Source organism: Olsenella sp. oral taxon 809 str. F0356, assembly GCF_000233535.1.
GTDB classification, from domain to species: Bacteria; Actinomycetota; Coriobacteriia; order Coriobacteriales; family Atopobiaceae; genus Olsenella_I; species Olsenella_I phocaeensis.
Map to the genome: position 1 here is coordinate 2,134,106 of NZ_JH376563.1, position 26,484 is coordinate 2,160,589.

Consider the following 26,484-nt stretch of genomic DNA (forward strand, 5'->3'; position numbering starts at 1 on the left):
ATTGCGCGCGGGGGCGCCGCTGCGGCTGGCCGCGCTAGAGGCGGTACATGAAGTTGAAGACTTCCTCGCGCTGCATGTTGGTCTGCACGCCCAGCTCACCCGAGAGGCCGCTCAGCTCGTCCTGGAGCGCGGAGAAGTCGACCTTGGAGTCGGCCAGGTCGACCAGCATGGTCATGGTGAAGGTACCCTGCAGGATCGTCTGGGAGATGTCCAGGATGTTTGCGCCGTGATGCGCGAGCGCCGCCGTGACCGCGGCCACGATGCCCGGGCGGTCACTGCCCAAGACGGTGATGATGGCACGGGACTTGGAGGCTTCGTCTGCTACCGCCATGTGGCGTTTCTCCCCTCAAAGAGCGCGTGGGCACCGCATCGGCGCCCACGCTGGTTCTGCGTCATACCATTGTATGGCAGTCCCGCCCCCGTCCCGGCCGGACGGGCCAAGCGGGTGCACAAGCGTAACCTAGGCCGTGGCGGCCTCCTCGCGCTGGGCGAAGAGCTGCTGCACGTCCTCCTTGGTGGAGTCCAAGGCCACCGCAAGCTCCTGCAGGGAGCGCTCGCGCGCCTGCTTGAGGATGCGCTCGTACGCCACGGGCGGCTTCTTGTTGTTGGCCCTAACCTGCGCGATGCGGCGGCGGAAGGTCTTCGCCACGCGCACGGAGTCACGACAGCTGCCGCGGCGGATCTTGTTCTTGAAGTGCTCCTCCATGGCGTTGTTGTTGGGACCGAGCTCCACGACGTCCAGGTCGGGATACTCGCCGATGAGGGTCATCGCCTCGTCGTGGGTGAGGATGGGGCGCAGGCGCGACTCGCTCGCAATGGGGAAGCTGATGCGCATGGGATGCCTCACGCCCACGGGCATGAGCTGATAGCTGGGCTGGGGGTCATCGACCACCTCATCCACCCTGCAGACGCCCTGGCCCGGATGAACGATGTACTCCCCTACCTCATACATGCAGATGGCACCCCTTCCGTGTTCGGCTTCTTCGAGTCTATCACGGAAGGGGAGAAAATCTCAAATTCTGCTCTGTTTACTCTTGCACTCAGGTAAGGGTAGCCGTATCTTTATTTGTTTCCTTCTCGGCGATAGCCTAACTTGCCTGAACGGCGGCAGCCTCGGACTCCAGGCAGGAGAGGACCCAGGCGACAAGCCTGTCCTGCGGGTCTCCCGAGGCCTCGGCGAGCTCGTAGCCCCTCCCCCACACCGGGGTGAAGGCGACGTCCCTGACGCCGTCGTAGGCCGAGAGGGCGCGCGCGAGGTTGAGCTCCCCACAGAGCGCGGACTCGGTCTGGAAGAGCCCCGTGTTGATGCGCCAGTGTGGGGCGACCTTAGCCTGTCCGAAGCCCTCGTAGCTGCCACAGATGTGGTACAGCGGGTTCATGGACTGGACTCGGTCGGCCATGCTCACGCCCAAGGCGTCCTTCTTCACGACGTCCGCGCTCCAGGAGCTCACGTAGCTGCCGTCCCAGCCCTCGAAGGTCGCGTAGCTCACCTGGTTATTGGCCAGGAGGTCCGACACCGTGCGGTCGAAGTGAAGGGTGGACTCGGCGTCGATGCCAAAGAGCTGGTTCGCCATGGTAGAGCGGTCCAGCGCGTCGAAGGCGCAGACCTCCTTCTGTGCCGGGCGGCACTTCGCGACGAAGTCCCAAAGCTCCGTGATGCGCGCGGTCTGGCGCGAGCTGCTGTAGGTGATCCAACGCGAGTCCGAGTTGAGGGCAGAGAGGTAGCTACCCAGAGACTCATAGACCGTGGACTGCACCTGGGAGACGCCGGTGGCCGACGCGGATCCGGCCGAAGACGACTCCGCCCCCGTACCATCTCCGCCCGTCCCGGACGTGCCCGCACCAGAGGTCGTGGACGTGGAGCTGGCGGAGCTCAGGGCGTCGATCTCGTCCGCACCCGAGGCGGCGAGGTTGGGGTCGCCCGGGAAGCAGGAGTCGGACATGCGGGCGGGCGTGTAGGTGTAGGGGAACTCAGTGCTGGAGAGGAAGCTGCTCGCACCGTCCTCGATGCAGCCTAGCAGCTGGTCGTAGTACTCGCCCGCAAGGTAGCTCCCGTCCGAGGTCTCCTCGAGCCCGAGGGCGTTGCCCTCGTTGTCCGTCAGGCCAAGCTGGTTCACGTAGTCGCCGTAGGAGTCGGCGAGGTCGTGCGAGAGCTGGGCGGTCCAGCTGCCCTCCTTGCGCGTCCCCGTGGTGGAGAACTGGCCCATCATCCATTCGTACGCCCCGTCAGCGGTGTCGAAGGAGGTGACGGGACACCAGGAGGCGGAGCCGCAGATGGCGTCGGACACCGCGTTGCCCTCGTGGTCGTGCGTCACGGCGCCGATGGCCTCCAGGTACTTCTGGTAGAGCGCGGAGTCCCCGCCCGCACCGAGGACCGCCGAGACGCCGCCGCCCGCGCCGTAGCCCGCGACGAAGATGCGGTCCAGGTTGGCGGGGAGCTTGGAGGCGTTGTAGCGCAGGTAGCGCACGGCCGCCTTGAGGTCGACGACCGGCCAGGGCGCACCGCCCGGATAGAGGTCCTGGGAGTCGCTCGCGATTCCTGCGGAGCGACCGCGGAAGCCCGCATAGACGTACACCATGCCGGCAGAGAGGTAGCGGCTCAGGCCGTCGTAGGAGTAGGAAGTGGGGCAGGCCTGGGCGTTGAGGCGGGCGGAGTTCACAGGCATGACGACGGGCGCCGTCTTGGGGGTGAGTCCGGCCAGGGTGGCGTCCGACTTCACCGTGCACTTGTAGCTCTCGCCCGACTTCTGCGCGTCGAAGTAGGCGCCCGGCACGAAGATGGCCAGGGACTCATAGGGCTCGCTGCCGGGCTTCAGGCAGTACTTGACGCCCAGCTGGTAGTAGCAGTCGTTGGCGGCGTCGTACTTCCAGGCGTCCTCCTTGAGCGCCAGGCCCTCGAACTCCTCGAGGTCGACGGAAGGCTGCTCCTGCTGCTGGTCAGTGGCCTGGTCGCCCGTCTGCCCGCCGGGGCGCGCGCAGGCGGCGAGGCCCAGGCCCGCGGTTACGGCCGAGAGGGCGAGGAAGTCTCTTCTGCTGGCGTTCATTTGTCCTCCTAGTTGCGTGCGCTCCCCTGCGCGCCGTATCTGACGTTCGTGCCGGACGGCGCGCCCCATGACGTGGTGGCGCGGTCGCCCGGCGTCCGCGCTACTGGTCTCGGACGCTCCGTGAGATCTGGTCTGCCACCGACGCCCCGTGGCGGCGGTCCTCTCCCCAGAAGCAGCACGAGACCATGCCGGGGCCGACGTGGCAGCCGATGGTCGGCCCTATGGTCGAGATCATGGTGACGGCCGAGTCGTTGCCCTTGTGGATGATGTCCGCGAGGCGGTCGGCGTCGCGGGGGCAGTCGGCATTGCCGATGGCCACCACGTTGGAGAAGAGGTCGTCGTTGTGGTTCCGCTCGTAGAAGGAGGCCAGCTTGCGCAGACCCTTCTTGCGCCCACGCGAGATGCCGATGACGCTGAGCGCCCCGTCGAGGTCAAAGGTGAGAAGGGGCTTCACGTCCAGGGCCCCGCCCAAGACGGCGACCGACTTGGGAACGCGCCCGCCGCGATGCAGGGCGTCCAGGTCGTCCACCATGAAGATGGTCTGCACGAAGTAGCGCGCCTCCTCCGCCCAGCGGACCATCTGGTCTGCCGTGAGGCCCTTGTCACGCTGGCGGATCGCCTCGACCACGAAGAGGTACTGCGCCGTCGATCCCAGCTTGAGGTCGACGATGCTGATGGGCAGGCTGTGGCCCACCTCCTCCTCCAGACGCGCGAGCGCCGTCTGGGCCCCCTCGTAGCAGCCCGAGATGCCGCTCGAGAAGCAGAGGTAGACGGTAGGGAGCTCGAGTTCCGCCGCCTCGCGGAAGGCGCGCTCGAACTCCAGCTGGGAGGGTTGGGAGGTCATGGGGCAGGCGCCCTTGCGAATCTCCTCGTAGAAGCTGTGGGGGTCACGGCTTTGGAAGAGGTCGTCCTCGCCGCTGAGCCCGCCCTCACGGCCGGCCTCGGTGTAACTGAAGTGCAGGCAGCGTATGCCGGAGTCCTCCACCATCTGCTGCGTGAAGTCGCAGGGCGAATCCGTCATCAGGTTGAACTTCGCTGGCATGCATCCTCCTCGGCGCGGGTGGGCCTGGGGCCGCGCCCGGCGTCGAGCGGACACGGCGGAACCTACTGATGGTATTGTACGCCCAAGGGTTTTGGACGTCCGAACGGGGGGCTGCCTCATGCTTGGCTTTGGTCTGCGGAGGCGGAACGGCAGGGAGAAGGGTCCCCTGCCCGAGGGGACGAGACGGCTGGGCCTGGTGTTTCGCGGAGAGGTCCAGGGCGTCGGCTTCCGCTGGACCTCCCAGCACGTGGCCGGCGAGTCGGGCTGCACGGGCTGGGTCAGGAACGAGGACGACGGCAGCGTGAGCATGGAGCTCCAGGGGACGGACGACGCCATATCTGAGTTCTTCGGGCGCTTCTCGAACGCATACGCCCGCTACCCAATCGACTATCGCATCGACTCGAGGGTCGAGCTCGAGCCCGTGCCCGGGGAGGCCGGCTTCCGCGTGCGCTACTAGCTGGAGACGGCGCGCCGCGACGCCGACGAGACAGGCAGGCGCGTTCGAGCGTGCGAGCTGCGACATCCTGCACGCCGTTGCGCACGCTTGCGTGTTCTTCACCACGGCACTACGCACGCGGTTGCGCACCCCCGGACGCCTAGCACTCCATCGCGCATGGTCGCAGCGCCGCGCACGCAATTGCGCACATTCGCCGCATCGCGCACGCAGTTGCGCACATTCAGCCTAACGTTTCCGCAGTTGGCAGACGCCGCCAATGTGCGTAACAGCGTGCTGGTTAATTTGCATGTGCACAACGGCGTGCCCGGCAGGCGGCAGGGGATCCTCTCGCCCGTCTCGAAGGGCTAGGCGAGAAGGCCCAACAACGCATACGCCAACATGCCCACTGCGGCACAGAGGACCAGGGACTTTGTCCTACGCGCCACGATTGCGACGATGGCGGCGGCGACCAGCCCAGACGCCGCGCCCAGCGGGTCGCGCGCGATGGTCGAGGGGTCGAGGAGGTCGTTTGCCACCAAGCCGGCGAAGGCGGCGGCTGGTATGAGCCCGAGCGCCTCCCCGACGCGGGGAGAGAGGCTCCTCCCCCTCAGGAGTAGCAGGGGAAGCGTCCTGAAGGCAAAGATGGCGGCAAAGGTCACGGCCCAGGTGAGGGCGAGCTGGGAGACGCTCATGATCGGATACCCCCACTCCGGGCCCAGACCTGCCAGGCAAGCCCGCAGACAACACCACCGGCGGCGCCGAGGAGCACGGCTGCGCCCTGGAGGCCCACGAGCTTGCAGGCGAGGACGAGGAGCGCCGAGACAAGGGCTGCGACGTAGGTCGACCCGTCACGCAGCTGCCCCAGGAGCAGGCACACGAAGATCGAGGTCATGCCAAAGGACATGAGCGCGGTAGGGAGGCTCACCATACCACCTACGAGCACGCCTGCGGCATTGGCAAGCGCCCACGAGAACATACAGAGGAGGTTGAGGAGGAGGCCGTCGCGAACGTCCCAGCCGGCATCTCCCGCAAAGCGGTCGAGGTTGACGCCGAAGGACTCGTCCGTGACGGTGGCGGCAAGCGCAAACGCGTCAAGGCGCGAACCCTTGCCCAGGTAGGGGGCGAGCCCCGCCGAGTAGAGAAGCTGTCGCGAGCTCACCAGCACGATGCTCGCAATGGTCGTGGGAAGCGGCATCCCAGCAAGGACCATCTGGGGCAGCACGAACTGGCCTGCGCCGGTATAGAAGGTGGACGAGAAGGCGAGGGCGAGGAGGGGACCGAAGCCAATCTGCGCCTCGAGCACGCCGCAAGGGATCCCAATGACCAGGTAGGCGAGAACGACGGGCAGCGCATGGGGAAACACGTGCGCAAGCCGTCGACCCACGGTGCCATTGCCCCCCTCTTTTGAAGCCATTGCGCCCCCTTGCGCATCACCGACAAACCGCTCCCGCGGGCAAAGGCTAGCACCCTCGAGAAGCGCGCCTTGGCAAAGTCACAGTCGGGAAACCATTCGGTCACGTCGCCTTAGCGCACCCCGCGCGATTTGGCATGCGGGAGGCGCGCGAAGGTGTACGCGCTTGCATGGGACACCGCAAGGAACAGATACCCACCCAACAGGAAAGCCCGCCTACCTTCACGCAGGTAGACGGGCCTTTTTTATGGTGGCGGGGAAGGGAATCGAACCCCTGACACGGGGATTTTCAGTCCCCTGCTCTACCAACTGAGCTACCCAGCCGAAGCGCTTGCGCTTGCAAGCCTGTTTAATATAGCAAAGAATCCCAAGCCGTCAACGGATTTCTCGAATCTCCTTCTCGTGAAGGTTCCCGACTAGAAGGCGCCGCCTCCGCCGCCTCCGCCGAAGCCGCCTCCGCCACCACCGGAGAACCCGCCACCACCTCCACCGCCGTCGCTGAAGGACGAGCTGGCGAGCTCGGCGGTGCTGACCTGGTGTGCCCGAGAGAGACTCTCGCCAAAGTCCGCGACGGGCCTGCCCAGGCCGGGCTCGGTGTGATACCAACCGTACACAGGCATGATCTGGGGATCCTCGAGAATCTGTGGTGCGGCGATCTTGAGCTGCTTGATGACCTCCTCGGAGACACCGAGGACGACAGCCAGGACCAGGAGCTGGTTCCAGAGGACCACGTCCTGGGGAATGGCCTCCTCAAGGCGGGTGAAGTCGAGGAGCCAGCGCCTGAGTGCCTCCAGCTTCGCCTTGAGCTCGATCGCCTCGGAAGAGAGGCTCTCCATGCCGCGGGCGCTCCAGATCGAGAAGACTCCTGCGACGGCAAGGAGGACGGCCGCGGGCAGCCCCCACGTCCCCGCGACCTCTCCGATCAGCATGAGAAACGCCAGGCCCACGGCAAGGATGACGTCAATGCCGCCAAAGAGCGCCAGGCCCACACGACCGTTCGAATGCTCGTCCTCGGAGAAGCGGCGCTCCGTGAGGCAGGCCTCCACGGTCGTCTCCCAGTCCTCGTATGCGTCCCTGTATGTCTCGGCATCTGACTTTGCAACGTCACCAATCTCGGAGAAGTAGAGGGTAGTCGAGTCGCTGCGCGTGCCCTTTGGGGCAATCTTGCGGAAGAGGAACTTTATGGTGTCCTCGTCGATGCGTCGCGCCTGTGCCTCGCCTGGCCCCTTGGTACGGGCGATGGAACGGCCCACGTTGTTGGGAGTGAGCTCGAGCCGGTACTCGCTGTCCTGGTAGATCCGGCCAAAGAGGCCCTTGCGGCTCGTCTTCACCATGCTGAGCTTTGCCATCCCAAGGTCAGTGAGACGCATGAGTGACGCAGTGAGGTCCTCCTGCTGCGGAGTGCCGCCCTTGATGAGGGCCCCCAGAACCGCGGGGTGGTCTGCGGAGGGGACGTCGCGGAAGTACTTGTCGTCGAACTGGGGCTTGTGCGTCTCCTTGTACCTCAGGCGCCTGGATATCGCATAGGCGCAGGACGCGATGGCGGCAAGGCCCCCGAAGCCCGAAAGCCCATACGAGATCGCCCGGGCCTTCGCACGCTTAGCGTTGGCCTCGTCTGCCCAGCCCTGCTCCTGCGAGGTGATGTAGTCGAGCCTCGCCTCGCTCGAGGCAGTCGCGTCAGAGAGCCATTCGGACGGGAAGGCGACGCGCGCCTCGGCGTACTCGGAGCTTCCCACGCCTGGCACGCTGTAGACGACGTTGCCGTCCACGACGTACACGCTGGCATCGAGGGGGCCGTGCCCCCAGACCCTCACGTTATCGCCCGCGCTCACCGTCTGGCCAGAAGGCACGGGTAGGTGCACCACGCAGCGAACGTTCTGGGACTCGACATCCCAGCCATCCGAGACGAACTTCCAGTAGAGCTCGGAGGTGTCGGCGTAGCGACGTGCGAGCTGGGAGTCGACATAGTTGATGCGGAAGGTGGCCGACTCGTCCTCGTGCGCCGAATAGAGCTTCACCTGGAGGTAGCTGCCGTAGTCGGTCACCGTGTAGGTGCCGTCGTCGCCCGAGCTCGACATGGTGAAGGACTCGAAGGAGCCGTCGGTCACGAGGCCCACCTCGCCGATGGTCACCTGCACTTCCCTGCCCTCGTACTCCCCTTTGGGAATCTTCCAGTACACCCCATGGAACGAGCCATCGAAGTCGTAGATGCGGTCCTCGGTGACCGAGAGGCTGCCGTCCGTCGCCACGGTGGCGTCTATGTCCACGCTCGTGATGGCGTAGTCCTTTGCCAATGCGCGCAGGGGCAGGAATGCCGCGGCAACGACCAGGGCAATCGCGGCAAGCAATACGACATGGGCCCGCATTTTGCGGACATGGCTGCGGGGAAGAGACATGGTTCCCTCCGATCCGTCTCGGGAGAGGGCCCTGGAAGCCCTCTCCGTAAGAGGATACCAAAGAGGAATGCGCCATCTTCCGCCGCCGCTCATGAGGGGACGGGTCCAACGAGCGTGAAGAGCGTCCCACACACGTCCAAGGTGTCGCCAACCTGCATGCGGGCGAGGTCGTCCACCGCGCGCCCCCGCAACATGGCGGGGTTCGTCGAACCCTGGTCCTCGACCACGGCGCCCCCCGACACGAGGGACACCCGCAGATGGCGACGCGAGGCCGCGGCAGAATGCAGCACCACGTCGTTCGAGGGCAAGCGCCCCACGTTGAGGCCATCCTTGGGGATGGGCACCACGACCTCGAGCTCGCTGCCCCTGACCCACACCGACGGGACCCCGCTGGTCCTGGCGCCCAGGGGCATGCCGGACAGCTCGAGCGTCCTGCCATCCTCCTCGAGCTCGAAGGGCGGTATCCCCTCGTCCCAGCCCCGAGGCTCGTCCAGGTCGTCCTGTGGAGGCAAGCCCGGACCTGGCGAGCCCGCACGGGAGAAGTCGAAGAGGCAACCGTAGCAGACGCTCATGTCCGAGAAGAGCTCCATGCCACAGCGGGGACAGCGCTTGATCGTCGCGCCCTGGTCCTCGAGTGGGACAGGTTGATTCGGCGTCAGGGAAGCGGTTCCGTACTCATCCATGCTCAGACACCTTCCTCTTGGGTCGGGATTCCCCCTCCCGACGGATCCAACAGCTCGACATGACTGCCCTCGCGAGGCCATGGCCCCGAGCCCGCAGGCCTCTCCAGCACGGCCGCCGCACCGTGGCAGCCCAGAATCATCCCAACGCGCAGGGCCCTCCGGACGAGGAGGACCCTCCCTCCCCCGTCCAAGAACGCGACGTCTATCGCGTAGCGCATGCCCACGCAGTGGATCGAGTGGCAGGGCATGATCACGATGGGCATGGCGTCAGGCCCCGTTCCCAAGAGCCCCCGTGCCCGTTCACAGAAGCGCTCCCTGAGCTCGAATCGGCCCAGTGTCGTCCCATCCGCGAGTCGTGCCCCTACCATGCGCCCTACCATCCCCCTCACCTACACCACCACCCCAGGCCTGAAGCGGTCGACGGTGATGGAGCGTTCGTGCCGCAGGAACGCAGGGACCCTCAGGTCGATCCCGGCCATCGAGAAGGAGCTCGGCCAGGGACGGTACGAGAGGGTGCAGGTGAACGTGGTGAGGAGGGGCGAGACGGGAAACGACACCCCCTTCCCCCTTGGCGCAGGACCTAGGTCCCCCGAGCTGACCGCCACCTCACAGCCAGATACCGGGAGCCCGTCCTCGATCGCCGCCCTCACCTGCGCGCAGGCAGACGCTACGTCCTGCTCCCCCGCGGGACTCACCCCGTGCGCGATGACGCAGTCGGGCGCGACCCTGTCGAAGGCCGCACAGGCTTGCAGGAAGCGGACCATGTTGAATGCGACGAGGGCCACCGCGATCACGATGGGAAGCAGCACCGCGAGCTCGACGACCATCTGCCCCGCCTCGCCTCGCGACACTCCGGCGTCGCTCGCCCCGGCCCATGTCCATGCCACCCTCATGTCAGCGCCCCCAAAATCGTGGCCAGGTCTATGGTCAGGGGGATGGTGGTGCCCTCCATGCCGGGAACGGGCAGTTCGGCAACCGTGAAGGTCTTGTCCCCAAGCTCGTCGGAGACCATCTGCGCACAGCGGCCCAAGAGCTCCCTGGGTTCCATCGGCAGGGCCTGCACCAGCTCCCTCACCTTGCCGACCCTCTCGAGCCCTGCCCGGTCCAAGACCTGCTGGCTGTTCACCAAGACGGGCTTTCGCAGCCTCATGTCCGCTGGCTCGAAGCCCGCAGACGTCACCGTCGCAGAGATCTTCTTGCGCAGCCACGACGCGACCCTCTCGCCGAACACGCCCCCTATGCCGTCCAGCACGTCATCCGTGACCCCCGAGACGCTCTCGTAGGACGAGCCATACGAGACGAGCAGCCTTCCCCAGATACCCGTGATGCCACCCACGAGGTCGAGCACCAGGCCCCCGTCCGAACGGGTGACGCCCTCGAACACGCTCGAGAGGACGTTGTGCCCGTCGGTCCCCTCGTCCGGGGCAAGGGTGGCGGCAGAGACGGCGGCGCCACGGGGGAGCTCTCCCTCGGAGGAGAAGTGCGAGATCCCCGCCGGCACGGGGGTGAGGTCCGGGCGAGACACCACGGCCATGCATCCGTAGGCGCCGGGAGGGCAGAGCCTTGGCCTCCCCACCGAGAGCAGCTTCATGGCGCGCTCGAACGCGCCGTCCGCACGCTCCGCAATCTCTTGCATCTCCCGTTCTGCCTGGATCTCCTCGTCCCTTGCCACCTGGTACTCGCGCGAGGCCTCCACGACGATCCTCCAGTAGTGCTCGTAGCCGTTCGATATGTTGGTGGACGCGTCCGCCACGTTGCCCATGGCCACCGCGTCCATGCGACAGTCGGGGCAGACGGCGACAGACCCCGCGTCGATGTCCGCGAGGCTCGCAAGGCCCGCATAGGGACCCCGGGCACCGGGGCAGTCGAGCGAGCAGTGCAGCGTCCTCACGCCATCCTCGATGGTGCACGGCCAGACGACGTCGGTGTACAGGGTCGTCTCCCTGACCCCCGCCGTGGTATGGGGGAGTTCGGGCAGGTCGATCGAGCAGCCCTCCTCCGACTCGTCACAATGCGCCTCCGATGTCCGCTCGTAGGCGTAGCGAAAGAAGGCCTTGCGCGCACAGGACCTCTGGAGCTCGTCCGCGTCCGAGCCCGTCTCGCCCTCTGCCGACCAACGGGTCAAGTAGTAGTTAGCGCTGCGGAGCCGCGCGAAGTCGAAGCGCCATGACGAGGGCTCCGGATAGGACGGGTTCTGCCCTCCGGACAGGCCCGCAAGCCGCTCGGCCCGACTTCTCAGGCAATAGGGATCGTCCACGTTGTCCGCCCGCCAGGCCCTCTCCTTTGCCGCCTCGGCACGCTCGTGAGCGGCCTGTTTCCGAGCGGACGCCTCGGCGAGCCTCCTGGCATCCTCCTCCATCTCCTCGGCGTCCAGCCCATCGTCGAGCCCGGAGAAGTCGGATTCGCTCTTTTGGGGAAAGGGGACGGCGAGCCCCACGTAGCGCACGTCACCCTTGGAGTTGGCGGACACGCAGGACGCGGAGTTCGCCATGACCAGGGCGGGGAGGGCCGCCTCCAGGCGAGAGAGGCCCTCCGAGGCGCTGCGCGCAAAGCCGCGCCTCGCGTCGAGCACCTTCCTTCCCGCAGCAAACACCCCCGTCGACATCGCCTGGAGCGGAGGTATGGCGGCTATGACGAGCGCGGAGGCGCAGATGACGGAGCCCAGGAGCCCCATGCTCAGGACGCAGGCGTCCACCACCTGGGCGACGGTCGAATACGCCGCCACCACGTTTGACCCGGCGAGCGCCGAGGCGTCGGCCACCGCCTGCACGTCGGCAGAGCGGGAGGAGGCCCACTCGAGGGTGGCGAGGGAGAACACGAGGGAGAGGCTCACGAGGAGCGCAACGGCCACCGCCACCGTGGTATAGCCGCCGTCGTCCCGCACGAAGATGGCGAGAGGGCTCGGCAGCTCCTCTCCCCTAGTCCCAGATGGTCTGCCAACTCGCATAGCTCCCTCCCAACCACGATGGCCTCAGCCCCTCGCTTGCCCTTGCCTCGAGCACCACTCCCCGTCCGTCGCTCCTGCCCGCAAGCGCCATCGCCGCCCCGAGGAGGGGGAGCGGCCTCGCATGGCCGCGCAGGCCCACCTCGACCCGGCCGCCGGAGCTCGACACGCTAACCTCCCAGCCCTCCTCCCCTCCCACGTGAAAGAGGGGAACGTCGGGCACCGCGGCGAGCCTGCGCAGCGCGAAGGCCTTGCACCCGTCGAGGTCGGACCCATGGTTGGTGAGCGCCACGCGGGCCGTCTCCGCGGCCGCCGACCGCATGACCACCAGCGAGTAGCCAAGGCAGGCGGGCTCCAGCAGGATGGCCAGGATGAGCATCAGGGAGGGCAGCAGGACCGCCGCCTCGACGGTCGCCTGCCCAGAGGCCGAGTACGGGACGACGGGGACGAAGCCGGCCGTGACACCATCCAAGGCGCCCCTCCCTCCCGGCTCCTCAATAGAGGAGGACGTCCTGGAGTGCCGCGACGAGCCCTCCCGCGCCGAAGCCGTGGGAGGCCGCGTCGAGGGCTCCGCGCATGAGCCCGCCGCCGCTCGCTTGTCTCCAGACGGCCGCGAGGACGAGCGTGGGGACAAGGAACGCCAGGGTGACGAGCAGGTATTCCACCGTCGACTGGCCACACGTGCCCAACAGAAGAGCCTTGGCGCAAGCCCCCGTCCCCCTGAACGTCGAGCGGGCGGACCGGGCAGAACGAACACGGCCCCCGAAAAGCCGAGCCTCACAACGCATCGACCCCCTCCCCCCACTCGTCCGCCCTCAGCCGTGTGACCGCCTCCCTGCACCCACCGCCAGGCGCCGCAGAGACCTCGCACACGTCCACCCAACCATCGCCCTGCACGACGCAAACCCAGACCCTTCCCAAAAGGTCGGCATAACCCGCGCTGACGAGCACGCAACCACCCCCTTCGCGATACCTCCCGAGCAGCTCCCCGGCCAAGTCGGGCACGTCACGGGAGCCATGGACCAGGACATGGCTCCCTCCCTCCCGAGGGACGTCGGCATTCCCCTGGCCCACTTGGCCCCCGTCGCCGCCCCCGCTCCCGACGGACATACCTGGTTCGGCCTTGCCATCCGGCCACATGCCACCCGGAGGCGCGGGCGACCCGTCACCGCCACGACGAGTGCCCTCGGCATCACCCTCACCGTGCCCTCCCACCTGTCGCAGGACGGCGTCGCCCGGGACACCTCCCCTTTCCAAGAGCCGTGGGACCCCCACGATGACGGCTGCCGCGAGGAGGCAGGACGCCACCAGGACCGTCCTGCCCGTGCGGCGCAGGTGGGACTTCCTCGTCACAGCGAGTTGATGCCGTCCGAGATGGCCGTCCAGAGCTCCTGTACCTTCCCGCGAAAAGCGACGATGGCCACAATGGCTATGACCACCAGGACGCCGACGAGGATCGCGTATTCGGTCGTCCCCTGCCCATCCTCGCTTGCGACGAGCTCGCGGGCCCGAACCGCCAAGCCAGCAACCCACACGCCAAGTCCCTGCATCTCTTCCACCTTTCTTCCCTGCCCCCGACTGGGGCGCAGCTAATGACCCAACACGAGCGAGGAGCCGAGGAGCGGCCCCAGTATCGCCAGGAGCATCGCCGGGACGATGAGGGTCCCCAAGGGGACGAGCATCTTCACCGGGACCCGCTCGATCTCCTCCTCCACCTGCGAGCGCTGCTCGTCCCTGATCGCCTGAGCCTGCCCCTCGAGGGCGTCGGCCAAAGGCGAGCCGAAGGCGAGGGCCTGGGCGACCGTCTGGGCAAAGCTCCCCAGAGCATCGACCCCCAGCTCGTCTGCCATCGCCCTCAGGGCCGCCTCGCGCGAGCTGACGCCCATGCGCCAGGAGGTGAGGGCGGACGAGAGCGCGCCCGCAAGCCGGCCCTCGTAACGTTGGCAGTAGAGCTCGAGCGACGCATCGAACGAGAGTCCGGAGAGCAGTCCCAGGGTCACCACATCGAGCATCGAGGGCATCTCGCGGAGGCAGCCCATCCGCACCCTCGAGCTGCCCACCTGTACCCTCGCCCTCGCCACGGGTCCATAGCCCTCCACAACTTCCAGCAGCCGGCCCGCAACGAGCGCCAGCCCGCGGGCAGAGGGTGCACGGGCCGCCCCCCTCCCCCTGCGACCGGCATGCGGTGGCCCCAGGAGCAGAAGGCAGGCCACGAAGGCGAGGAGTGCCACCGCGCCGTGCAGGGCGATCCCAGCCATCAGAGCACCCCTCTCATCAGGCGTCGGATGATGAGCAGCGCGAGGGCGTCCATCCCTGCGGCGACCAGCACGCAGCCTGCCCCGAAGAGCGTGGCGAGCCCCGACCGGAAGTCGGGAGACACGAGCGAGAGCACCCCGATGAGAATCGCCGGCAACGCGCACACCACGCGGGCGGAGAGCCTTACCTGGGCGGTCTTGACCGCGAGCAGCCTCTGGAACTCCCCTTGGCGCTCGACCATCTGCGCCGCATGCTCGAAGAGCTCCCTCAGCGGGCTGCCCGTGCGTTGCGAGATGGTGAGGGCCGTGGCGAGAAGGCCCACGCCGGGAGCCTCGAGCTCCTCGCGGAGCGCGTTCATCGACCCCTCGACCGAGATGCCGCAGCGCAGCCTCAGCGAGACGCGAGCGAAGGCCGGTGCCACGACGTCGGGGCTGTTCGACCCCAGGTAGTCAATGGCCTGGGAGAGCGTCTCGCCCGAAGCCAGGGCCATGGCGAGGGTGCGGAACACCCCCGGCATGGCCTGCGCGAGCTCCCTCTCCCTCCTCCTCCGCGTCGACTGCGCCAAGAGGGGGACGCCCACGGCAAGCAAGAGCGCAGCCAGGGGCAGCGCCAGCCAGGTGCCAAAGAGGAGGGCGAGGACGACGCCTGCCAGGAAGCCGCCCGCGAGAAGCAGCGCGCAGGACCCCTCGCGAGAGGTCGCAAGACCGACTTGGGCCACGAGGCCGCCAAACTCGTCTGCGGCAAGGCCCCAGTCATCCCTCCCGGCCAGGAGGTGGACCAGGGGGAGGGTGGCCAGGCGCTCGGCCGCGACTCCGGCAAGGCGCCTGAGCCGTCGGGTCCTCCAGCCCTCCGCACGCGCACGAGGCAGCCCGCCTCCCACGAGAGCGAAGCTCCCAAGCCACGCGCAGCCACCTAGGCCAAGGACATACGCCGCCTCCAAAGCGCCACCTCCCCCTCGTCCAAGACCCCCTCCTCCAGGCCCCGGCCCACGAACGCAGGCTCGAAGCCAAGGCTCCAGCAGCGCGACGCCTCGTCGAAGCGGACCGCCTCCTCCAGGCACACGCCGCCGGACCCCTCCCGCGTGACCGCGTTGAGCGAGGCGATGACGCGCCTGCCGTCCGGCAGCCTCTGCGACATGACCAGGAAGTCAAGGGCAGTCGCTATCTGCTCCTCGATGATGTCGGTGGGCAGGTCCATCCCGAAGCGCGCCATGAGCACCAGGCGCAACACCGCCTCCTGCGCCGTGCCCGCATGCAGGGTCGTCAGAGACCCGTCGTGCCCCGTGTTCATGGCCTGGAGCATGTCGATGGCCTCCTCGCCGCGCACCTCGCCCACCACGATGCGGTCGGGCCTCATGCGCAGGGCGTTCTTCACCAGGTCGCGGATGCTTATCTCGCCCGAGCCCTCGATGGATGCGGTGCGCGCCTCGAGCCTGACCACGTTGGGATGGGAGTCGAACTTGAGCTCTGCGGAGTCCTCGATGGTCACGATCCTCTCGGATGGCGGTATCTCGCACGAGAGGGCGTTGAGGAGGGTCGTCTTGCCCGATCCGGTTCCTCCCGCCACGGCGACGTCCTGGCGCAACCTCACCGCCCAGCTGAGGAGCTGGGCATACCAGTCGGGCAGCGACCCCAGCTCGACGAGGCGCCCAAGCGTGCTGATCCGGTTGGAGAACTTCCTGATGGTCACCATGGGCCCGTCGATCGCGATGGGGGGCGACACGGCGTTCACGCGGTCCCCGTTGGCGAGTCGCGCGTTCACGATGGGACAGTTGCGGTCGAAGCGTCTGCCCAGGGGAGCCAGTATGCGGTCCACCACCATGAGAATCTGCTCGTCCGAGTCGAACACGGCACGCGCGGGATGGATCCTCCCCTCCCGCTCGAAGAAGAGGCCCTCCCTGCCGTTCACCATCACCTCCGTCACGCTGTCATCGTCGAGGAGCGGCTGGAGGGGACCCAGCCCGCATATGTCGTCCAGGACCCAGCCCTCGAGCTCGCCCCGCTCGTGGGGACCCAGGGTGGAGAAGTCGCCCGAGCGCAGGATCGCCTGGCACGCCACGGAAAGCTCGCCCCTGGCACGCGTGGAGTCCGCGGACGATGCCATGGACGCCACCACCTCGAGTCCCAGCCTGCGGACCAGCTCCCGCTTGAGGCGCTCCTTCAGGTCCATGAGCTCGCGAGTGCCACGAAGTCCCCCTTGCGGCGGCTCCTCCCGTACGGAGGCGGGCGAGACGAGTGCGGCCTCCTGCTCGCGCACCATCTGCAGGACGGACATCAGCCCACCTCCCTCCTGAGCCCGAAGAGGCCGCGACGCCTCCTTCCCGGCTTGAGCTCCAGGGCATGCCTGGTCTCCTCCCCGTCGGGAAGCGCCCCCAGCTCGGCCAGCAGCTGGGCCATGAGGTACGAGACCGCCTCAGAGAACTCCGAGCGGGACGAGAGGAGCCTCTCGGTCTCCCCGGCGGCAAAGAGCTCCTCGGCCTCCTCCCCGCCGTCAGGCACCCTGAAGAGCCGTGCGCCCTCGAGCCCGGGCTCGATCCGCGCGAAGTCGACCTCCTCGTCCCCTCGCAGGTCGTCCATGTTCCTGACGCGCACGATGCGGGTGCGGGCGACGCCCAGCCTCACGGCCAAGGCGCTCGTCCTGCCCAGTGCCGCAAGGCCGCCCTGCCGGTCGTCGTGCACCAAGACCAGGCGGTCGGCAAGCTGCGCCGCCTGGGCCGCAGCGTCGCTCAAGCCCGCGGGGCCATCCACCAGCACCACGTCGAAGCGTGAGCTCAGGTACGAGATCAGGGGCCTCACCAGAGGCGACACGAGCTCCGCCGTCTCGGGGCGCTCGCAGGGGCCCCAGAGGTACACCTCGTCCATGCAGCGGGCGCAGCCGCGGCCCATCTGCTCGGGCGTGGGCGGGACCTCCCCCGCCAACCGGACGAGGTCCACGGGATGTCCCACGCCGAAGCGCGTGTGCAGGTCACCGCAGCCGAGGTCGAGGTCGACCAGGGCGACACGCAGCCCCCAGGACGACATGACCGCCGCGGCGGAGGCGACGAGCGAGGTCTTCCCCACGCCACCCCTGCCCGAGGCGAAGGCGAGGACCGGCGCGCGCTCCCCGGCCGGTAGCCCAACGCCTCCCTCCGCGGGCACGCCACGGGCAGGCAGGCCCGTCTCGCCCTGCCCCCGGCCGCCAGCTGCGCCGACCCCCTCCCGATGCGCGGGCGAGCGTCCCGACGGCACGCCGCCGGCGCGCCCCGACTCGGGGACGGAGCCTCCCATGGGCCCGCCAAGGCCCGTTGCGTCTCCATGCGCAGGACGGTTGTCGCACGTGCACGCATCCCCAGCGCCGAGCGGATGGCCTCCCTCTGCCTGCCGCCCCAGGGACCCCGCCGCGCGACCCCTCGCGCTGGACGTTGATGAGCCCCCGGGACGGCCAGACGACGTGCCAAGCTCGTCCAGGTCGATGACCCGGTCGATGCCCGCCCGGGACGCACGCGAGCGCAATGACCCGGAGACCTGCCTGCCCACCAGGACCACCTCGCTCGCAAGGCCGTCTTGGGCCAGCGCCGCGGCGAGGTTGACGTCAGACACTCCCCTTCCCGTCAGCCCCACGATGGCACCGACGCTCTGGGGCTCCTCCTCCCGGAAGCGACTCCGCATCTCGGTCGCGTCATCGGCGAACGAGAGGACCGCGAAGGGCTCGACCGACCTGAGGGCACGGGCAACCTCCGCCCTGCTGCCACGTGACGTGCATCCCAACCAAAGCTCGCTCATGCCCGCACCTAACCCTTCCTGTCCTTCTCCCGACCCGGGCCAGACCCTTCCGGGGCGGCCCCCTTCGCCTGGCCCGCAGCACCGTCCTTCCCGTCCGACCCGTCCTTGTCGGCACCCGCCTGACCCGGCTTGGACGGTTTCTCCTCACCGCCAGCCCGCACCCCCTCGACAGCCGGGGAGTCGGCGGGATCCTCGAGCTCCTCCGGGGCCTTGGCCGTCTCGGCCCCCTCGCCGTCCCGGACGTCCTCCGCGGGGAGCACCAGCCTCAGGTCGCCCTTCGCGCTGGACGAGAGGACCGCCGACACGTCCTCGGGAAGCACGGCCAGGCCCAACTGACCCGAGCCGGCGATGGGAGAGGTGCCTGGGGAGGAGATGACCTGCATGTCACGGGCGAGAAGCTCCGACCCCGTGTCGCCCACGCGATAGGCGATGACCTGGGAGCCCACGGCGACGTTGCGCGAGATGCCCAGCTTGTCGGTGATGGGAAGGGAGAGGCCGACGTGTCCCGCGGGAACCTGGGCCGAGTCAGACGCGTTCCTGAACGCAAGCTCCGTGACCGGGGCGTTGCGAGCCACCGGTACGCTCACCTCACGCCCCACGACGTCCTCCAGCCGGGTCGCGGCACCCTCCGGCGCGAGCGCGGCAGCCCAGTCGCGCACGGCCACGTCCGCCTGGCCCACAACCTGTCCAGGCTCCAGGCCCTCTCCCGCCACCACCAGCCCCACGATCTCCCCGCCGTAGCGCGCGATGGCATCGGAACGCGCGCGATCGGCCTCCTCGCGCACGCCCTGCACATAGACGTGGCAGAGGAGCAGTGCCAGGACCGCGCAGGCGGAGGCGAAGACGACCCTGAACCTCAGCGACATGCGAACCCCTCCCCAGACGACTTCCCCAGGGCGACTTCGCCCGTGAGGAAATTGTCACGTCAGAGGAGGGGTCCGCCCGCGTCCTTAGAAACCGGGCTGGCACGAAGCTGGCGCGTAACTGGCAGGCAGCTGCGCGCATCTATGGTCTGAGCAGGCGTTTGTAGAAAAGTCAGAGGACCACGTCTGGGTCCAGGATGTCCAGGGAGGCGCGCATCTCGCCCGCGAGGGCGACGTAGGCGTCGTATTTGGGGCGGCGGACGGCACCGGACTCAAGAAGCGCCCTCACGGCGCAGCCGGGCTCGTGCGTGTGCGTGCAATCGCGGAAGCGACAGTCGCGAGCCGCGGCGGCGAGGTCGGGAAAGACCAGTGCAAGACCCCTTTCGTGCCCCACCAGGGGCAAGCTCCTGAGTCCCGGCTCGTCCACGACCACCCCTCCCCCGGGGACGCTCACCATGCGTCGGGCGACCGTGGTATGGCGCCCTGCGTCGTCGGAGGCCCGCACGCTCCCCGTCTCGAGGGAGTCGTGCCCGAGGAGGGAGTTGAGGAGGGTCGACTTGCCCGCGCCGGACTCGCCCAGGACGATGGCGACGGAACCACGGGGCACCAGCTCAAGGACGCCTCCCAAGCCCCAGCTTGCCCCTGCCGCGAGGGCGGACGCCTCCAGGCTCGGGTGACCTCCCGTCGCAGGCTCCACGGAGCAGCTGGCGCAGATTGGCACGTCCTCGCCCAAGACCGCGCGGATGGAGCCGACGTCGTGGGCGAGGAGCGTCGACCCGGCCCTGTCCGCCTTGGTGAGGACCACGGCCACCCGGCAGCCGCAGTCACGGGCGATCACGGCAGAGCGCACGATGCGGTCGCAGGGTACGGGCGCTCCCCCCAGGGCTTGCACGACGAGGACGACGTCGACGTTGGCCGCAAGGGTCTGGCGCTCGCCCCGGGAGCCGCCGCGCCAGCGGGCGATGTCGCTCTCGCGCGGGAGAACCTCCTGGATTATGCCCATGTCATGGGCGGGCGGACGTCGCAGGGCCACCCAGTCGCCCACAGCGGCGCGTCCCTTGCTGGCATCCGCGCGACCGGCCTTCGAGAGCGCCACGGCGAACTCCGCCCTGAACGCCCCCTCCCGGCAGAGGACGACGGGAAAGCCCCGGTCCAGGCGCACCACACAGCCCAGGCTCAGCTCCCCCTCCCCCTCGCGGCCACCCGCGGCCCCCTCCCCGGCCATGACCTCCGCGAAGGCGGCCTCCTGGCGTCCGCTCGCGCGCAGCTCAGAGAAGTCGGGTAGGTCGGCAAGGGAGAGGGGCCCCGACGGGAGCCCCATGCCCCCGCCGACGCCCCTCTTGGCACGCCTGCCTCTGTCGTTGCGACGGCCCAACGCTTAGGCTTTCGCCTTGTCGACGCGGCGCATGATGGCCTTCTCCAGCTCGACAATCGGGATGATCAAGGCGGCGAGACCCATCGAGATGGCGTAGTGGACGAGGTCCAGCTCGGCGAAGTCGAAGGCCTCGGAGAGCGGCGTCTCGATCACCACGAAGGTCAGGAGCAGGGCCACGACGAAGGCGCCCCAGAGCCAGAAGTTCTGCTTCTTGAGGGTGAAGACGGACTCGCGGCGGCTGCGCATGTTGAGCGAGTGGAACATCTCGACCATCGAGAGCGTGAGGAAGGCCATGGTCATGCCCTCGAGCCCGCTGCCGTTGCCCGCGACCACGTCGGCCAGGGAGACGCCCTCCGTCGCCAGGCCGATGAAGTAGGCGACAAGCGTCAGCACGGAGATGATGGTGCCCTGGACGATGGTGTCGAGGCCCATCCCGTTGGAGAAGATGCCGTCCTTCGAGTCGCGGGGCTGGCGCTCCATGATGTTTGGCTCGGCACCCTCGGTCGCCATGGCGAGAGCGGGCAGGGAGTCGGTGATGAGGTTGATCCAGAGCAGGTGCGTGGGCTCGAGCAGGGTGAAGCCCATGAGCGACGCGACGAACACCGTGATGACCTCGGCCTGGTTGGAGCTCAGGAGGAACTGGATGCACTTGCGGATGTTGTCGTAGATCCGGCGACCCTCTTCGCAGGCGTTGATGATGGTCGCGAAGTTGTCGTCTGCCAGGACCATGTCGGCGACGTTCTTGGTGACGTCGGTGCCGGTGATGCCCATGCCCACGCCGATGTCGGCCTTCTTGATGGAGGGGGCGTCGTTGACGCCGTCACCGGTCATGGCGACGACCTTGTCCTTCTTCTTCCAGGCGTCGACGATGCGCACCTTGTGCTCGGGCTGGACGCGAGCGTAGACGCCGAAGCGCTCCACCTCGTCGGCGAGGTCCTCGTCCGAGATGCGGTCGAGCTCGGCACCGGTGATCGCCTGCTCGCGGCTCTCGATGATGCCCAGCTCGCGGGCGATGGCCACGGCCGTGTCGATGTGGTCGCCCGTGATCATGACCACGCGGATGCCGGCGGAGTGGGCCTCCTCGATGGCCGCCTTCACCTCGGGACGGACGGGGTCGATCATGCCGGAGAGCCCGACGAAGGTGAGGTCCTGCTCGAGGAAGCCGGGCTCGAAGGACTCGGGCATCTGGGTGCCCCAGTCGCGCCGCGCCGAGGCCATGACGCGCAGGGCGCGGTCCGCCATGGCCTTGTTCTGGTCCATGACCTGGCGGCGGAGCTCGTCGGTCATGGGCACGACGCCGTCCTCGCTCATGTAGCGGGTGCAGCGGGCCAGGACCACGTCGGGGCCGCCCTTGGTGTGCTGCTCGTAGCCATCGTGGTCCTTGACCACCACCGACATCATCTTGCGGCCGGAGTCGAAGGGCGCCTCTCCCACGCGCGGGCGGCTCTGGGCCAGCTTCGCGGTGGTGTAGCCCTCCTTGGCGGCATCCGCGACGAGAGCGGCCTCGGTAGGCTCGCCGGTGGCCACGCCCTCGGCGTCGTCCCACTTGGCATCGGAGGCCAGGGCCATGGTGCGCACGTGCGCGGTCAGGTCCTCGGTGGCGTGCTCGACCACGGTCATCTTGTTCTGGGTCAGGGTGCCCGTCTTGTCGGAGCAGATGATCTGGGTGCAGCCCAGGGTCTCGACGGCGCTGAGCTTGCGGATGATGGCGTTCTTCTCGCTCATCTTGGTGACGCCCATGGAGAGGACGATGGTCACGACGGCGACCAGGCCCTCGGGGATGGCAGCGACGGCCAGGGACACGGCAATCATGAAGGTGTTGAGCACCAGGCCGAGGTCAGAGATGAAGCCCAGGCCGTGCTTCACGAAGCCGGTCAGGAAGACGATGGCCGAGATGGCGACGACCAGGATGGTGAGGGCGCGCGAGAGCTCGTCGAGCTTGACCTGCAGCGGCGTCTGCCCGTCCTCGGCCTGGGCGAGGGCGTCGGCGATCTTGCCCATCTCGGTGTCCATGCCAGTCGCGACCACGACGGCGCGACCGCGCCCGAAGACGACGGTCGAACCCATGTAGCACATGTTCTTGCGGTCGCCCAGGGGTACGTCGTCGGAGCCCTCCTCGAGCTCGATGACCTCCGCGTGCTTGGTCGCCGGGACGGACTCGCCAGTGAGGGCGGCCTCCTCGATCTTCATCGAGGCGCTCTCGAGGATGCGGCAGTCCGCAGGCACGGAGTCACCCGCCTCGAGGATCACGATGTCACCCACGACCAAATCGGAGCTGGGGACGCTCACCACCCTGCCGTCGCGGACTACCTTGCTGGTCGCGGCCGCCATCTCCTGCAGGGCGGCCAGAGCCTCCTCGCTCTTCGCCTCCTGGACGACGCCCAGGATGGAGTTGAGCACGACGACGAGCATGATGATGATCACGTCGGCGAAGTCGGCCTCGCCCTGGACGATGCCCGTCAGGGCCGAGATGACGGCCGCGATGATGAGCATGATGACCATGGGGTCGGCCATCTGCTGGAAGAAGCGCTTCCACAGCGGGTCCTTCTCGGCCTCCTTGAGCCTGTTGGGCCCGTTCTGCTCCAGGAGCTCGGCGGCCCTGCCGACACCGAGCCCCTGCTCCTCGTCCGCGCCGCACTCCTTGAGCACGTCCTGCGCGGGAACCAGATACTCTCTCACTGCTATCCCCCCTGGGTCTGGTGGCGGCCCCCTGCCGCCACGGCGACGCACCTGGCAGATTGATGCCCGATCATAATTCCCCAGGAGGGGCAAGGGCTCACCAAGGTTGCCGTGCCAGGCACCTTATAAGCTAGATATTGTACATGCGAGAGGTGCGCCGCCGTGTCACGGGAACGTCACCGTGGCACGGGAAGCGCGATGTGGGTGATTTTCTCGGCGAGAAGCACCCGGAACCACCCACTTCTTGCCCCAAGTGGCAGGTGAAGCACCCACATCGCCCCTCTCGCGGCAAGGACGCGGCAAGGGACGCGGCCACGAGGGACACACGCGCACCACGCTCCGGCACCCCATCCCCACCCACTCGCCCTAATCCCAGAGCTCGTCGGCCAGAATCTTGAAGCAGACCTTCCGGATGGGGCCGGGCTCCATGCCCGCCGGGGCCAGGTTGGGCATGTGCGGCTCCCCCACCACGAAGAGGGCGAAGCGCCCGTGGCCCAGTTCCCCGCCGAACTCGTCATCGTTTCCCACCGCCACATCGAGGTACTGCTTGTCCGCCCCCTCGTCGTAAGGCGAGAGGGGCTCCGTCGCTCCCGGGGTCACGAGAAACGCCTCGTAACCCTCGACGTCCACCTGGAGGTCCATGTAGCGACGGTGCGCCTCGTAATGCGCGTCCCCACGCCTGCGCGTGGTGGCGTCCTGCGCCAGCGCGAAGACCCTGTCACCCAGGATCTCGTGCCTGCCCGCCTCGAGGGCACGGTAGTCGTTCTTCCCCAACCAGTCGATGAGCACGTCAAAGCCTCTGTAGAGGCCACCGTAGCGCTCGACGCCAGCCATGCCGTCATAGATCATGTCCCTCTCCTCCACCTCGGTGCGGGCGCCACTCCTCGGCGACGCCCACGCCATCTCGTCAGGACCGGTTCCGTGCCAGCCGCTTGGGCTAGTGGGCGCCCACCTCGCCGGAGGTGGGGTTGTAGGTGCCGCCGCCGCGCTTCTCTCCCATGACGTCGGCCTCGCTCAGGGTGACCCACTTCACGCCCTTGCGGGTCTCGTACGCGTACGCAAGGTGCAGCATGCCGTCGGCGGCCTGCATGATGCAGGGGTACTCGTACTGCATGTTGTTGGAGCGGTTCTCGTCACCCACGTAGCCCTGGCCGCGCTCGATGTGGCGGATCAGCGGGAAGGTCTTGCAGCCGTCCTCGGAAAGCGCGACGGAGACCGGGCAGCGCAGGCCCGGCCAGGCGCCCTTCTGGCCGTAGGCCTGGGGCGCGCTGGAGTGGTTGTAAGCCACGGCCACACGACCACTCGCGAGCTTCACGGCGCAGATGCCGGAGTTGTTGTTGGGCAGCGGGGTGGGAACGGGCTCGGTCCAGCTGTCACCGAAGTCCGTCGACTCGCTGCGATAGATCCAGTCCGCCTCACGGGAGCGCATCAGGCACACGAGGTGTCCGTCCTCGAGCTCCACGACGGTGGGATGCACGCGGCCTGCGGAATTGGGGACCATGACCTGGCGCCAGCTCCTTCCCCCGTCGTCAGAGACCTGGAAGGCGGAGGGTCGCCGGCAAGGCCGGAGGCGGAGTCGGTGCACAGCCAGTTGCCATAGACCCAACGGCCGTTGGAGAGAACCTGGATGGGCTGGCGGGAGAAGGTGCCCTCCTCCGGGAAGACCACCTCGGGCTCGCTCCAGGTCAGGCCGTCGTCGACGGAGACCTGGCGCTTTACCACGGCGGTGTACTGCATGTTGTCCTTGCCGGGCTGACGACCCAGCTGGGAGGACGACAGCTCCGCGACCTCGCCCCGCGGGGAGACCGCGTCGCCATCGTGGGCTTCGCCAACGCCCTCGGCGCGCTCGAGCGCGCCCTCGACCTCCTCCCCGAGGGCGTGCAGCTCTTCCCCGTCGAGTTCTCGGACGAGGTTCCCCTCACCCTCGAGCGCATCGGGGACCTGGGCTTCGACCTCGTGCTCTGCGACACCGTCTCGCAAAAGCTCGCGCTCTCCATGGGGTTCGACGCGCACCTGCTCGCATCCGGCGCAGACAGCCTGCGAAACGCCTTCGAGAACGCGCTCTTCCACTGCCGGCACTGGGGGCTCGAGCGCGAGCGCGAGCGCATGCTGTGGGAGATCGCCAAGAACCAGCCCGGGGGACTGGTCATCTACCTGCGCGGGGGAGGCCTGGTCTTCTCCAACCTGTCGGAGGACGAGGGGGTCCTCTACCCCTTCCTCGAGCGGCACCTCCTCGACCGGAGGTCGCGCCGGCTCGCCTTCAGGCGGGCGGGGCGCGTGTGGAACATCCGTCCTATCTCCGTCGAAGCGACCGAGGAGCCCATCGTCGCCTTCGCCATCAGCTCGCACGAGGAGCCCTTCAACAAGACCTCGGCCGTCGGCATCGACTACCTCGACCGCGAGGAGGTGCGGCGGGACCTCGAGCAGAGCTTCTTCTACATGTCCGGCGCCTGGAGGGCCCGCCTGGACGAGGTGCGCTCGCTTGCGGGAAGCGGCAGGCCGCTGCTCCTGCGCGGCGAGGTGGGGACGGGCAAGGAGCACCTGGCACGGCTCGCCTACCTGGAGTCGCCCCTGAGCGACGTGCCCCTTGTCTTCGTCGACCTCGAGCTTTTGGGCGAGAGGGGCCTGCGCTTCCTGGAGGAGAGCTACCACTCCCCCTCTTCGATGGCCGGCAGCTCGTCTTCCTGCGCGGAATCCACGCGCTGGAGAGGCAGGACTGGCACGACCTCCTCGCCGCCATCATCCAGAGCAAGGCGGACCAGCGCGACTTCATCGTGATATCGGGCAACGACGCAGACGACGGGTCCCAGTCAGAGGCGGCGCTGGCCTTCTCGGAGCGGCTCAAGTGCCAGGTGCTCGAGACCCCTCCCCTGCGGGAGGACGGGACCGCCCTGCTCGACGCGGCGGACGGCTACCTCGCGGCGCTTGCCGGCGCGGGAGGGGTGGCGGGCAAGAGGGATGGGGCGGACGTGGCGGCGGTCGAGAGGAGTGGGGCCGCGGCGGCGAGCCTGATCGAGCCCGGGGCCCAGGACCAGCTCCTCAGGGCGAGCTGGCCCAGGAACTACTACCAGCTGCAGAAGGTCCTCGACCGCGCGTGGGCGCTCAGCGGAGGCGGCGTCGTGGACGAGGGCCATGTGCGGGAGGCGATCGTCCACGAGCAGGTGAGGAACGACGCGGGCGTGATCTTCAGCCGCGAGGGCATCGACCTCCTGAAGCCGCTCGCCCAGACCGAGAGGGAGATCGCCTCGCTGGCGGTGCTCCGCTGCGAGGGCAACAAGAGCCTTGCCGCCCACATGCTCCAGATCTCGCGCACCACGCTCTGGCGCATGCTCTCGCGGGAGGGGTAGGGACGGGGGTGGGGTCGCGAGCGAGGTCGGTCTCCCCACGGAGCCGCCACCCCCCGTGCGGGCCCTCGATGGCCCCGCGTGCCGCGCCTCCGGAGTTGTATGCGGTTTTCTCGCCTGAAAAACAGCATACAACTGTTTAAGACTTATATATTAGCAGGTAGAACGCTTGCCCGGTTTTGAAGTTGTATGCGAGAACAGCAAACAACTTCTCTCGCCCACCGGCTCGGCGCGGACGCCCCCACGCCCC

The 26,484-nt window shown here is 68.1% G+C and carries 28 protein-coding genes and 1 tRNA gene; 3 read left to right on the forward strand and 26 right to left on the reverse strand.

Annotated features, from left to right (window positions below):
* Positions 1-34: 34 nt before the first annotated feature.
* The 4 genes from HMPREF1008_RS09540 to HMPREF1008_RS09555 form a co-directional block, all read right to left on the reverse strand.
* Positions 35-331, reverse strand: coding sequence for an ACT domain-containing protein (locus tag HMPREF1008_RS09540; protein WP_009279658.1), 297 nt, complete (start codon positions 329-331; stop codon positions 35-37).
* Positions 332-460: 129 nt separating this feature from the next.
* Positions 461-952 (reverse strand): CarD family transcriptional regulator, encoded by a 492-nt coding sequence (locus HMPREF1008_RS09545; RefSeq protein WP_009279659.1) that lies wholly within the window; start codon positions 950-952, stop codon positions 461-463.
* A 136-nt stretch (positions 953-1,088) separates the two neighbouring features.
* The gene (locus tag HMPREF1008_RS09550; RefSeq protein WP_009279660.1) at positions 1,089-3,044 is read right to left on the reverse strand and encodes a subtype A tannase; all 1,956 of its coding nucleotides are present in this window, start codon (positions 3,042-3,044) and stop codon (positions 1,089-1,091) included.
* 100 nt (positions 3,045-3,144) lie between these two features.
* Complete coding sequence (locus tag HMPREF1008_RS09555; RefSeq protein ID WP_009279661.1) at positions 3,145-4,086, reverse strand: DegV family protein; 942 nt, start codon at positions 4,084-4,086, stop codon at positions 3,145-3,147.
* A gap of 118 nt (positions 4,087-4,204) precedes the next feature.
* On the opposite strand from HMPREF1008_RS09555, the gene HMPREF1008_RS09560 reads away from it, so the two are divergent.
* Entirely contained in the window at positions 4,205-4,543 is a 339-nt protein-coding gene (locus tag HMPREF1008_RS09560) for an acylphosphatase (protein WP_009279662.1), read from the forward strand.
* 344 nt (positions 4,544-4,887) lie between these two features.
* Here HMPREF1008_RS09560 and HMPREF1008_RS09565 read toward each other — a convergent pair whose 3' ends face one another.
* The 22 genes from HMPREF1008_RS09565 to HMPREF1008_RS10915 all read right to left on the reverse strand — a co-directional run bounded on the left by HMPREF1008_RS09565 (position 4,888) and on the right by HMPREF1008_RS10915 (position 24,627).
* Positions 4,888-5,214, reverse strand: a complete 327-nt coding sequence (locus tag HMPREF1008_RS09565) for an AzlD domain-containing protein (RefSeq protein WP_009279663.1) — start codon at positions 5,212-5,214, stop codon at positions 4,888-4,890.
* Positions 5,211-5,936: an AzlC family ABC transporter permease gene (locus tag HMPREF1008_RS09570; RefSeq protein ID WP_009279664.1), complete on the reverse strand. Its 726-nt coding sequence runs from the start codon at positions 5,934-5,936 to the stop codon at positions 5,211-5,213. Before HMPREF1008_RS09570 ends, HMPREF1008_RS09565 begins: the two co-directional genes overlap by 4 nt.
* 245 nt (positions 5,937-6,181) lie before the next feature.
* A tRNA-Phe gene (locus HMPREF1008_RS09575) sits at positions 6,182-6,257 on the reverse strand.
* A gap of 92 nt (positions 6,258-6,349) precedes the next feature.
* Positions 6,350-8,299, reverse strand: coding sequence for a DUF2207 domain-containing protein (locus HMPREF1008_RS09580; protein WP_232202861.1), 1,950 nt, complete (start codon positions 8,297-8,299; stop codon positions 6,350-6,352).
* A 119-nt stretch (positions 8,300-8,418) separates the two neighbouring features.
* The gene (locus HMPREF1008_RS09585; RefSeq protein ID WP_009279666.1) at positions 8,419-9,012 is read right to left on the reverse strand and encodes an FHA domain-containing protein; all 594 of its coding nucleotides are present in this window, start codon (positions 9,010-9,012) and stop codon (positions 8,419-8,421) included.
* A gap of 2 nt (positions 9,013-9,014) precedes the next feature.
* A complete protein-coding gene (locus HMPREF1008_RS09590) occupies positions 9,015-9,380 on the reverse strand; it encodes a DUF192 domain-containing protein (RefSeq protein ID WP_009279667.1) in 366 nt (121 codons plus the stop codon).
* Positions 9,381-9,401: 21 nt separating this feature from the next.
* The gene (locus HMPREF1008_RS09595; RefSeq protein WP_129583149.1) at positions 9,402-9,905 is read right to left on the reverse strand and encodes a hypothetical protein; all 504 of its coding nucleotides are present in this window, start codon (positions 9,903-9,905) and stop codon (positions 9,402-9,404) included.
* Positions 9,902-11,959 (reverse strand): hypothetical protein, encoded by a 2,058-nt coding sequence (locus tag HMPREF1008_RS09600; protein WP_009279669.1) that lies wholly within the window; start codon positions 11,957-11,959, stop codon positions 9,902-9,904. The genes HMPREF1008_RS09595 and HMPREF1008_RS09600 overlap by 4 nt, the downstream gene beginning before the upstream one ends.
* On the reverse strand, positions 11,931-12,428 hold the full coding sequence (locus tag HMPREF1008_RS09605; protein ID WP_009279670.1) for a TadE family protein: 498 nt from the start codon (positions 12,426-12,428) through the stop codon (positions 11,931-11,933). Before HMPREF1008_RS09605 ends, HMPREF1008_RS09600 begins: the two co-directional genes overlap by 29 nt.
* A gap of 22 nt (positions 12,429-12,450) precedes the next feature.
* On the reverse strand, positions 12,451-12,621 hold the full coding sequence (locus HMPREF1008_RS10520) for a hypothetical protein (protein WP_156797643.1): 171 nt from the start codon (positions 12,619-12,621) through the stop codon (positions 12,451-12,453).
* 112 nt (positions 12,622-12,733) lie between these two features.
* Positions 12,734-13,309, reverse strand: a complete 576-nt coding sequence (locus HMPREF1008_RS09615; RefSeq protein WP_040656790.1) for a hypothetical protein — start codon at positions 13,307-13,309, stop codon at positions 12,734-12,736.
* Positions 13,306-13,506, reverse strand: coding sequence for a Flp family type IVb pilin (locus tag HMPREF1008_RS09620; protein ID WP_009279672.1), 201 nt, complete (start codon positions 13,504-13,506; stop codon positions 13,306-13,308). The genes HMPREF1008_RS09615 and HMPREF1008_RS09620 overlap by 4 nt, the downstream gene beginning before the upstream one ends.
* 39 nt (positions 13,507-13,545) lie before the next feature.
* Positions 13,546-14,214, reverse strand: a complete 669-nt coding sequence (locus HMPREF1008_RS09625; protein ID WP_009279673.1) for a type II secretion system F family protein — start codon at positions 14,212-14,214, stop codon at positions 13,546-13,548.
* Complete coding sequence (locus HMPREF1008_RS09630; protein WP_198003175.1) at positions 14,214-15,092, reverse strand: type II secretion system F family protein; 879 nt, start codon at positions 15,090-15,092, stop codon at positions 14,214-14,216. Before HMPREF1008_RS09630 ends, HMPREF1008_RS09625 begins: the two co-directional genes overlap by 1 nt.
* 32 nt (positions 15,093-15,124) lie before the next feature.
* Positions 15,125-16,486 (reverse strand): CpaF family protein, encoded by a 1,362-nt coding sequence (locus tag HMPREF1008_RS09635; protein ID WP_009279675.1) that lies wholly within the window; start codon positions 16,484-16,486, stop codon positions 15,125-15,127.
* Positions 16,486-17,973, reverse strand: a complete 1,488-nt coding sequence (locus tag HMPREF1008_RS10050) for a P-loop NTPase (protein WP_009279676.1) — start codon at positions 17,971-17,973, stop codon at positions 16,486-16,488. The genes HMPREF1008_RS09635 and HMPREF1008_RS10050 overlap by 1 nt, the downstream gene beginning before the upstream one ends.
* Before the next feature lie 8 nt (positions 17,974-17,981).
* A complete protein-coding gene (locus HMPREF1008_RS09645; RefSeq protein ID WP_009279677.1) occupies positions 17,982-18,839 on the reverse strand; it encodes an SAF domain-containing protein in 858 nt (285 codons plus the stop codon).
* Positions 18,840-19,008: 169 nt separating this feature from the next.
* Positions 19,009-20,157, reverse strand: coding sequence for a ribosome small subunit-dependent GTPase A (locus tag HMPREF1008_RS09650; protein ID WP_009279678.1), 1,149 nt, complete (start codon positions 20,155-20,157; stop codon positions 19,009-19,011).
* Positions 20,158-20,214: 57 nt separating this feature from the next.
* A complete protein-coding gene (locus HMPREF1008_RS09655) occupies positions 20,215-22,890 on the reverse strand; it encodes a cation-translocating P-type ATPase (RefSeq protein WP_009279679.1) in 2,676 nt (891 codons plus the stop codon).
* Between the two features lie 366 nt (positions 22,891-23,256).
* Positions 23,257-23,739 carry a YhcH/YjgK/YiaL family protein gene (locus tag HMPREF1008_RS09660; RefSeq protein WP_009279680.1) on the reverse strand — a complete coding sequence of 161 codons (483 nt, stop codon included), beginning with the start codon at positions 23,737-23,739 and terminating at the stop codon, positions 23,257-23,259.
* A gap of 88 nt (positions 23,740-23,827) precedes the next feature.
* Entirely contained in the window at positions 23,828-24,391 is a 564-nt protein-coding gene (locus HMPREF1008_RS09665; protein ID WP_009279681.1) for an exo-alpha-sialidase, read from the reverse strand.
* A complete protein-coding gene (locus HMPREF1008_RS10915; RefSeq protein ID WP_232202862.1) occupies positions 24,319-24,627 on the reverse strand; it encodes a sialidase family protein in 309 nt (102 codons plus the stop codon). Before HMPREF1008_RS10915 ends, HMPREF1008_RS09665 begins: the two co-directional genes overlap by 73 nt.
* Positions 24,628-24,654: 27 nt before the next feature.
* Here HMPREF1008_RS10915 and HMPREF1008_RS09670 point away from each other — a divergent pair, with 27 nt between their 5' ends.
* Both HMPREF1008_RS09670 and HMPREF1008_RS10695 read left to right on the forward strand, forming a co-directional pair.
* Positions 24,655-25,668: a PrpR N-terminal domain-containing protein gene (locus tag HMPREF1008_RS09670; RefSeq protein ID WP_255348655.1), complete on the forward strand. Its 1,014-nt coding sequence runs from the start codon at positions 24,655-24,657 to the stop codon at positions 25,666-25,668.
* A complete protein-coding gene (locus tag HMPREF1008_RS10695; RefSeq protein WP_009279684.1) occupies positions 25,665-26,237 on the forward strand; it encodes a helix-turn-helix domain-containing protein in 573 nt (190 codons plus the stop codon). The genes HMPREF1008_RS09670 and HMPREF1008_RS10695 overlap by 4 nt, the downstream gene beginning before the upstream one ends.
* The last annotated feature ends 247 nt before the right edge of the window (positions 26,238-26,484 follow it).

Coding starts and splice junctions, on each gene's coding strand:
- HMPREF1008_RS09540 (WP_009279658.1), bottom strand. CDS start 331: ATGGCGGTAGCAGACGAAGCCTCCAAGTCCCGTGCCATCATCACCGTC.
- HMPREF1008_RS09545 (WP_009279659.1), bottom strand. CDS start 952: ATGTATGAGGTAGGGGAGTACATCGTTCATCCGGGCCAGGGCGTCTGC.
- HMPREF1008_RS09550 (WP_009279660.1), bottom strand. CDS start 3,044: ATGAACGCCAGCAGAAGAGACTTCCTCGCCCTCTCGGCCGTAACCGCG.
- HMPREF1008_RS09555 (WP_009279661.1), bottom strand. CDS start 4,086: ATGCCAGCGAAGTTCAACCTGATGACGGATTCGCCCTGCGACTTCACG.
- HMPREF1008_RS09560 (WP_009279662.1), top strand. CDS start 4,205: ATGCTTGGCTTTGGTCTGCGGAGGCGGAACGGCAGGGAGAAGGGTCCC.
- HMPREF1008_RS09565 (WP_009279663.1), bottom strand. CDS start 5,214: ATGAGCGTCTCCCAGCTCGCCCTCACCTGGGCCGTGACCTTTGCCGCC.
- HMPREF1008_RS09570 (WP_009279664.1), bottom strand. CDS start 5,936: ATGGCTTCAAAAGAGGGGGGCAATGGCACCGTGGGTCGACGGCTTGCG.
- HMPREF1008_RS09580 (WP_232202861.1), bottom strand. CDS start 8,299: ATGCGGGCCCATGTCGTATTGCTTGCCGCGATTGCCCTGGTCGTTGCC.
- HMPREF1008_RS09585 (WP_009279666.1), bottom strand. CDS start 9,012: ATGGATGAGTACGGAACCGCTTCCCTGACGCCGAATCAACCTGTCCCA.
- HMPREF1008_RS09590 (WP_009279667.1), bottom strand. CDS start 9,380: ATGGTAGGGGCACGACTCGCGGATGGGACGACACTGGGCCGATTCGAG.
- HMPREF1008_RS09595 (WP_129583149.1), bottom strand. CDS start 9,905: ATGAGGGTGGCATGGACATGGGCCGGGGCGAGCGACGCCGGAGTGTCG.
- HMPREF1008_RS09600 (WP_009279669.1), bottom strand. CDS start 11,959: ATGCGAGTTGGCAGACCATCTGGGACTAGGGGAGAGGAGCTGCCGAGC.
- HMPREF1008_RS09620 (WP_009279672.1), bottom strand. CDS start 13,506: ATGCAGGGACTTGGCGTGTGGGTTGCTGGCTTGGCGGTTCGGGCCCGC.
- HMPREF1008_RS09625 (WP_009279673.1), bottom strand. CDS start 14,214: ATGGCTGGGATCGCCCTGCACGGCGCGGTGGCACTCCTCGCCTTCGTG.
- HMPREF1008_RS09635 (WP_009279675.1), bottom strand. CDS start 16,486: ATGTCCGTCCTGCAGATGGTGCGCGAGCAGGAGGCCGCACTCGTCTCG.
- HMPREF1008_RS10050 (WP_009279676.1), bottom strand. CDS start 17,973: ATGAGCGAGCTTTGGTTGGGATGCACGTCACGTGGCAGCAGGGCGGAG.
- HMPREF1008_RS09645 (WP_009279677.1), bottom strand. CDS start 18,839: ATGTCGCTGAGGTTCAGGGTCGTCTTCGCCTCCGCCTGCGCGGTCCTG.
- HMPREF1008_RS09650 (WP_009279678.1), bottom strand. CDS start 20,157: ATGGGGCTCCCGTCGGGGCCCCTCTCCCTTGCCGACCTACCCGACTTC.
- HMPREF1008_RS09660 (WP_009279680.1), bottom strand. CDS start 23,739: ATGATCTATGACGGCATGGCTGGCGTCGAGCGCTACGGTGGCCTCTAC.
- HMPREF1008_RS09665 (WP_009279681.1), bottom strand. CDS start 24,391: ATGGTCCCCAATTCCGCAGGCCGCGTGCATCCCACCGTCGTGGAGCTC.
- HMPREF1008_RS10915 (WP_232202862.1), bottom strand. CDS start 24,627: ATGCAGTACACCGCCGTGGTAAAGCGCCAGGTCTCCGTCGACGACGGC.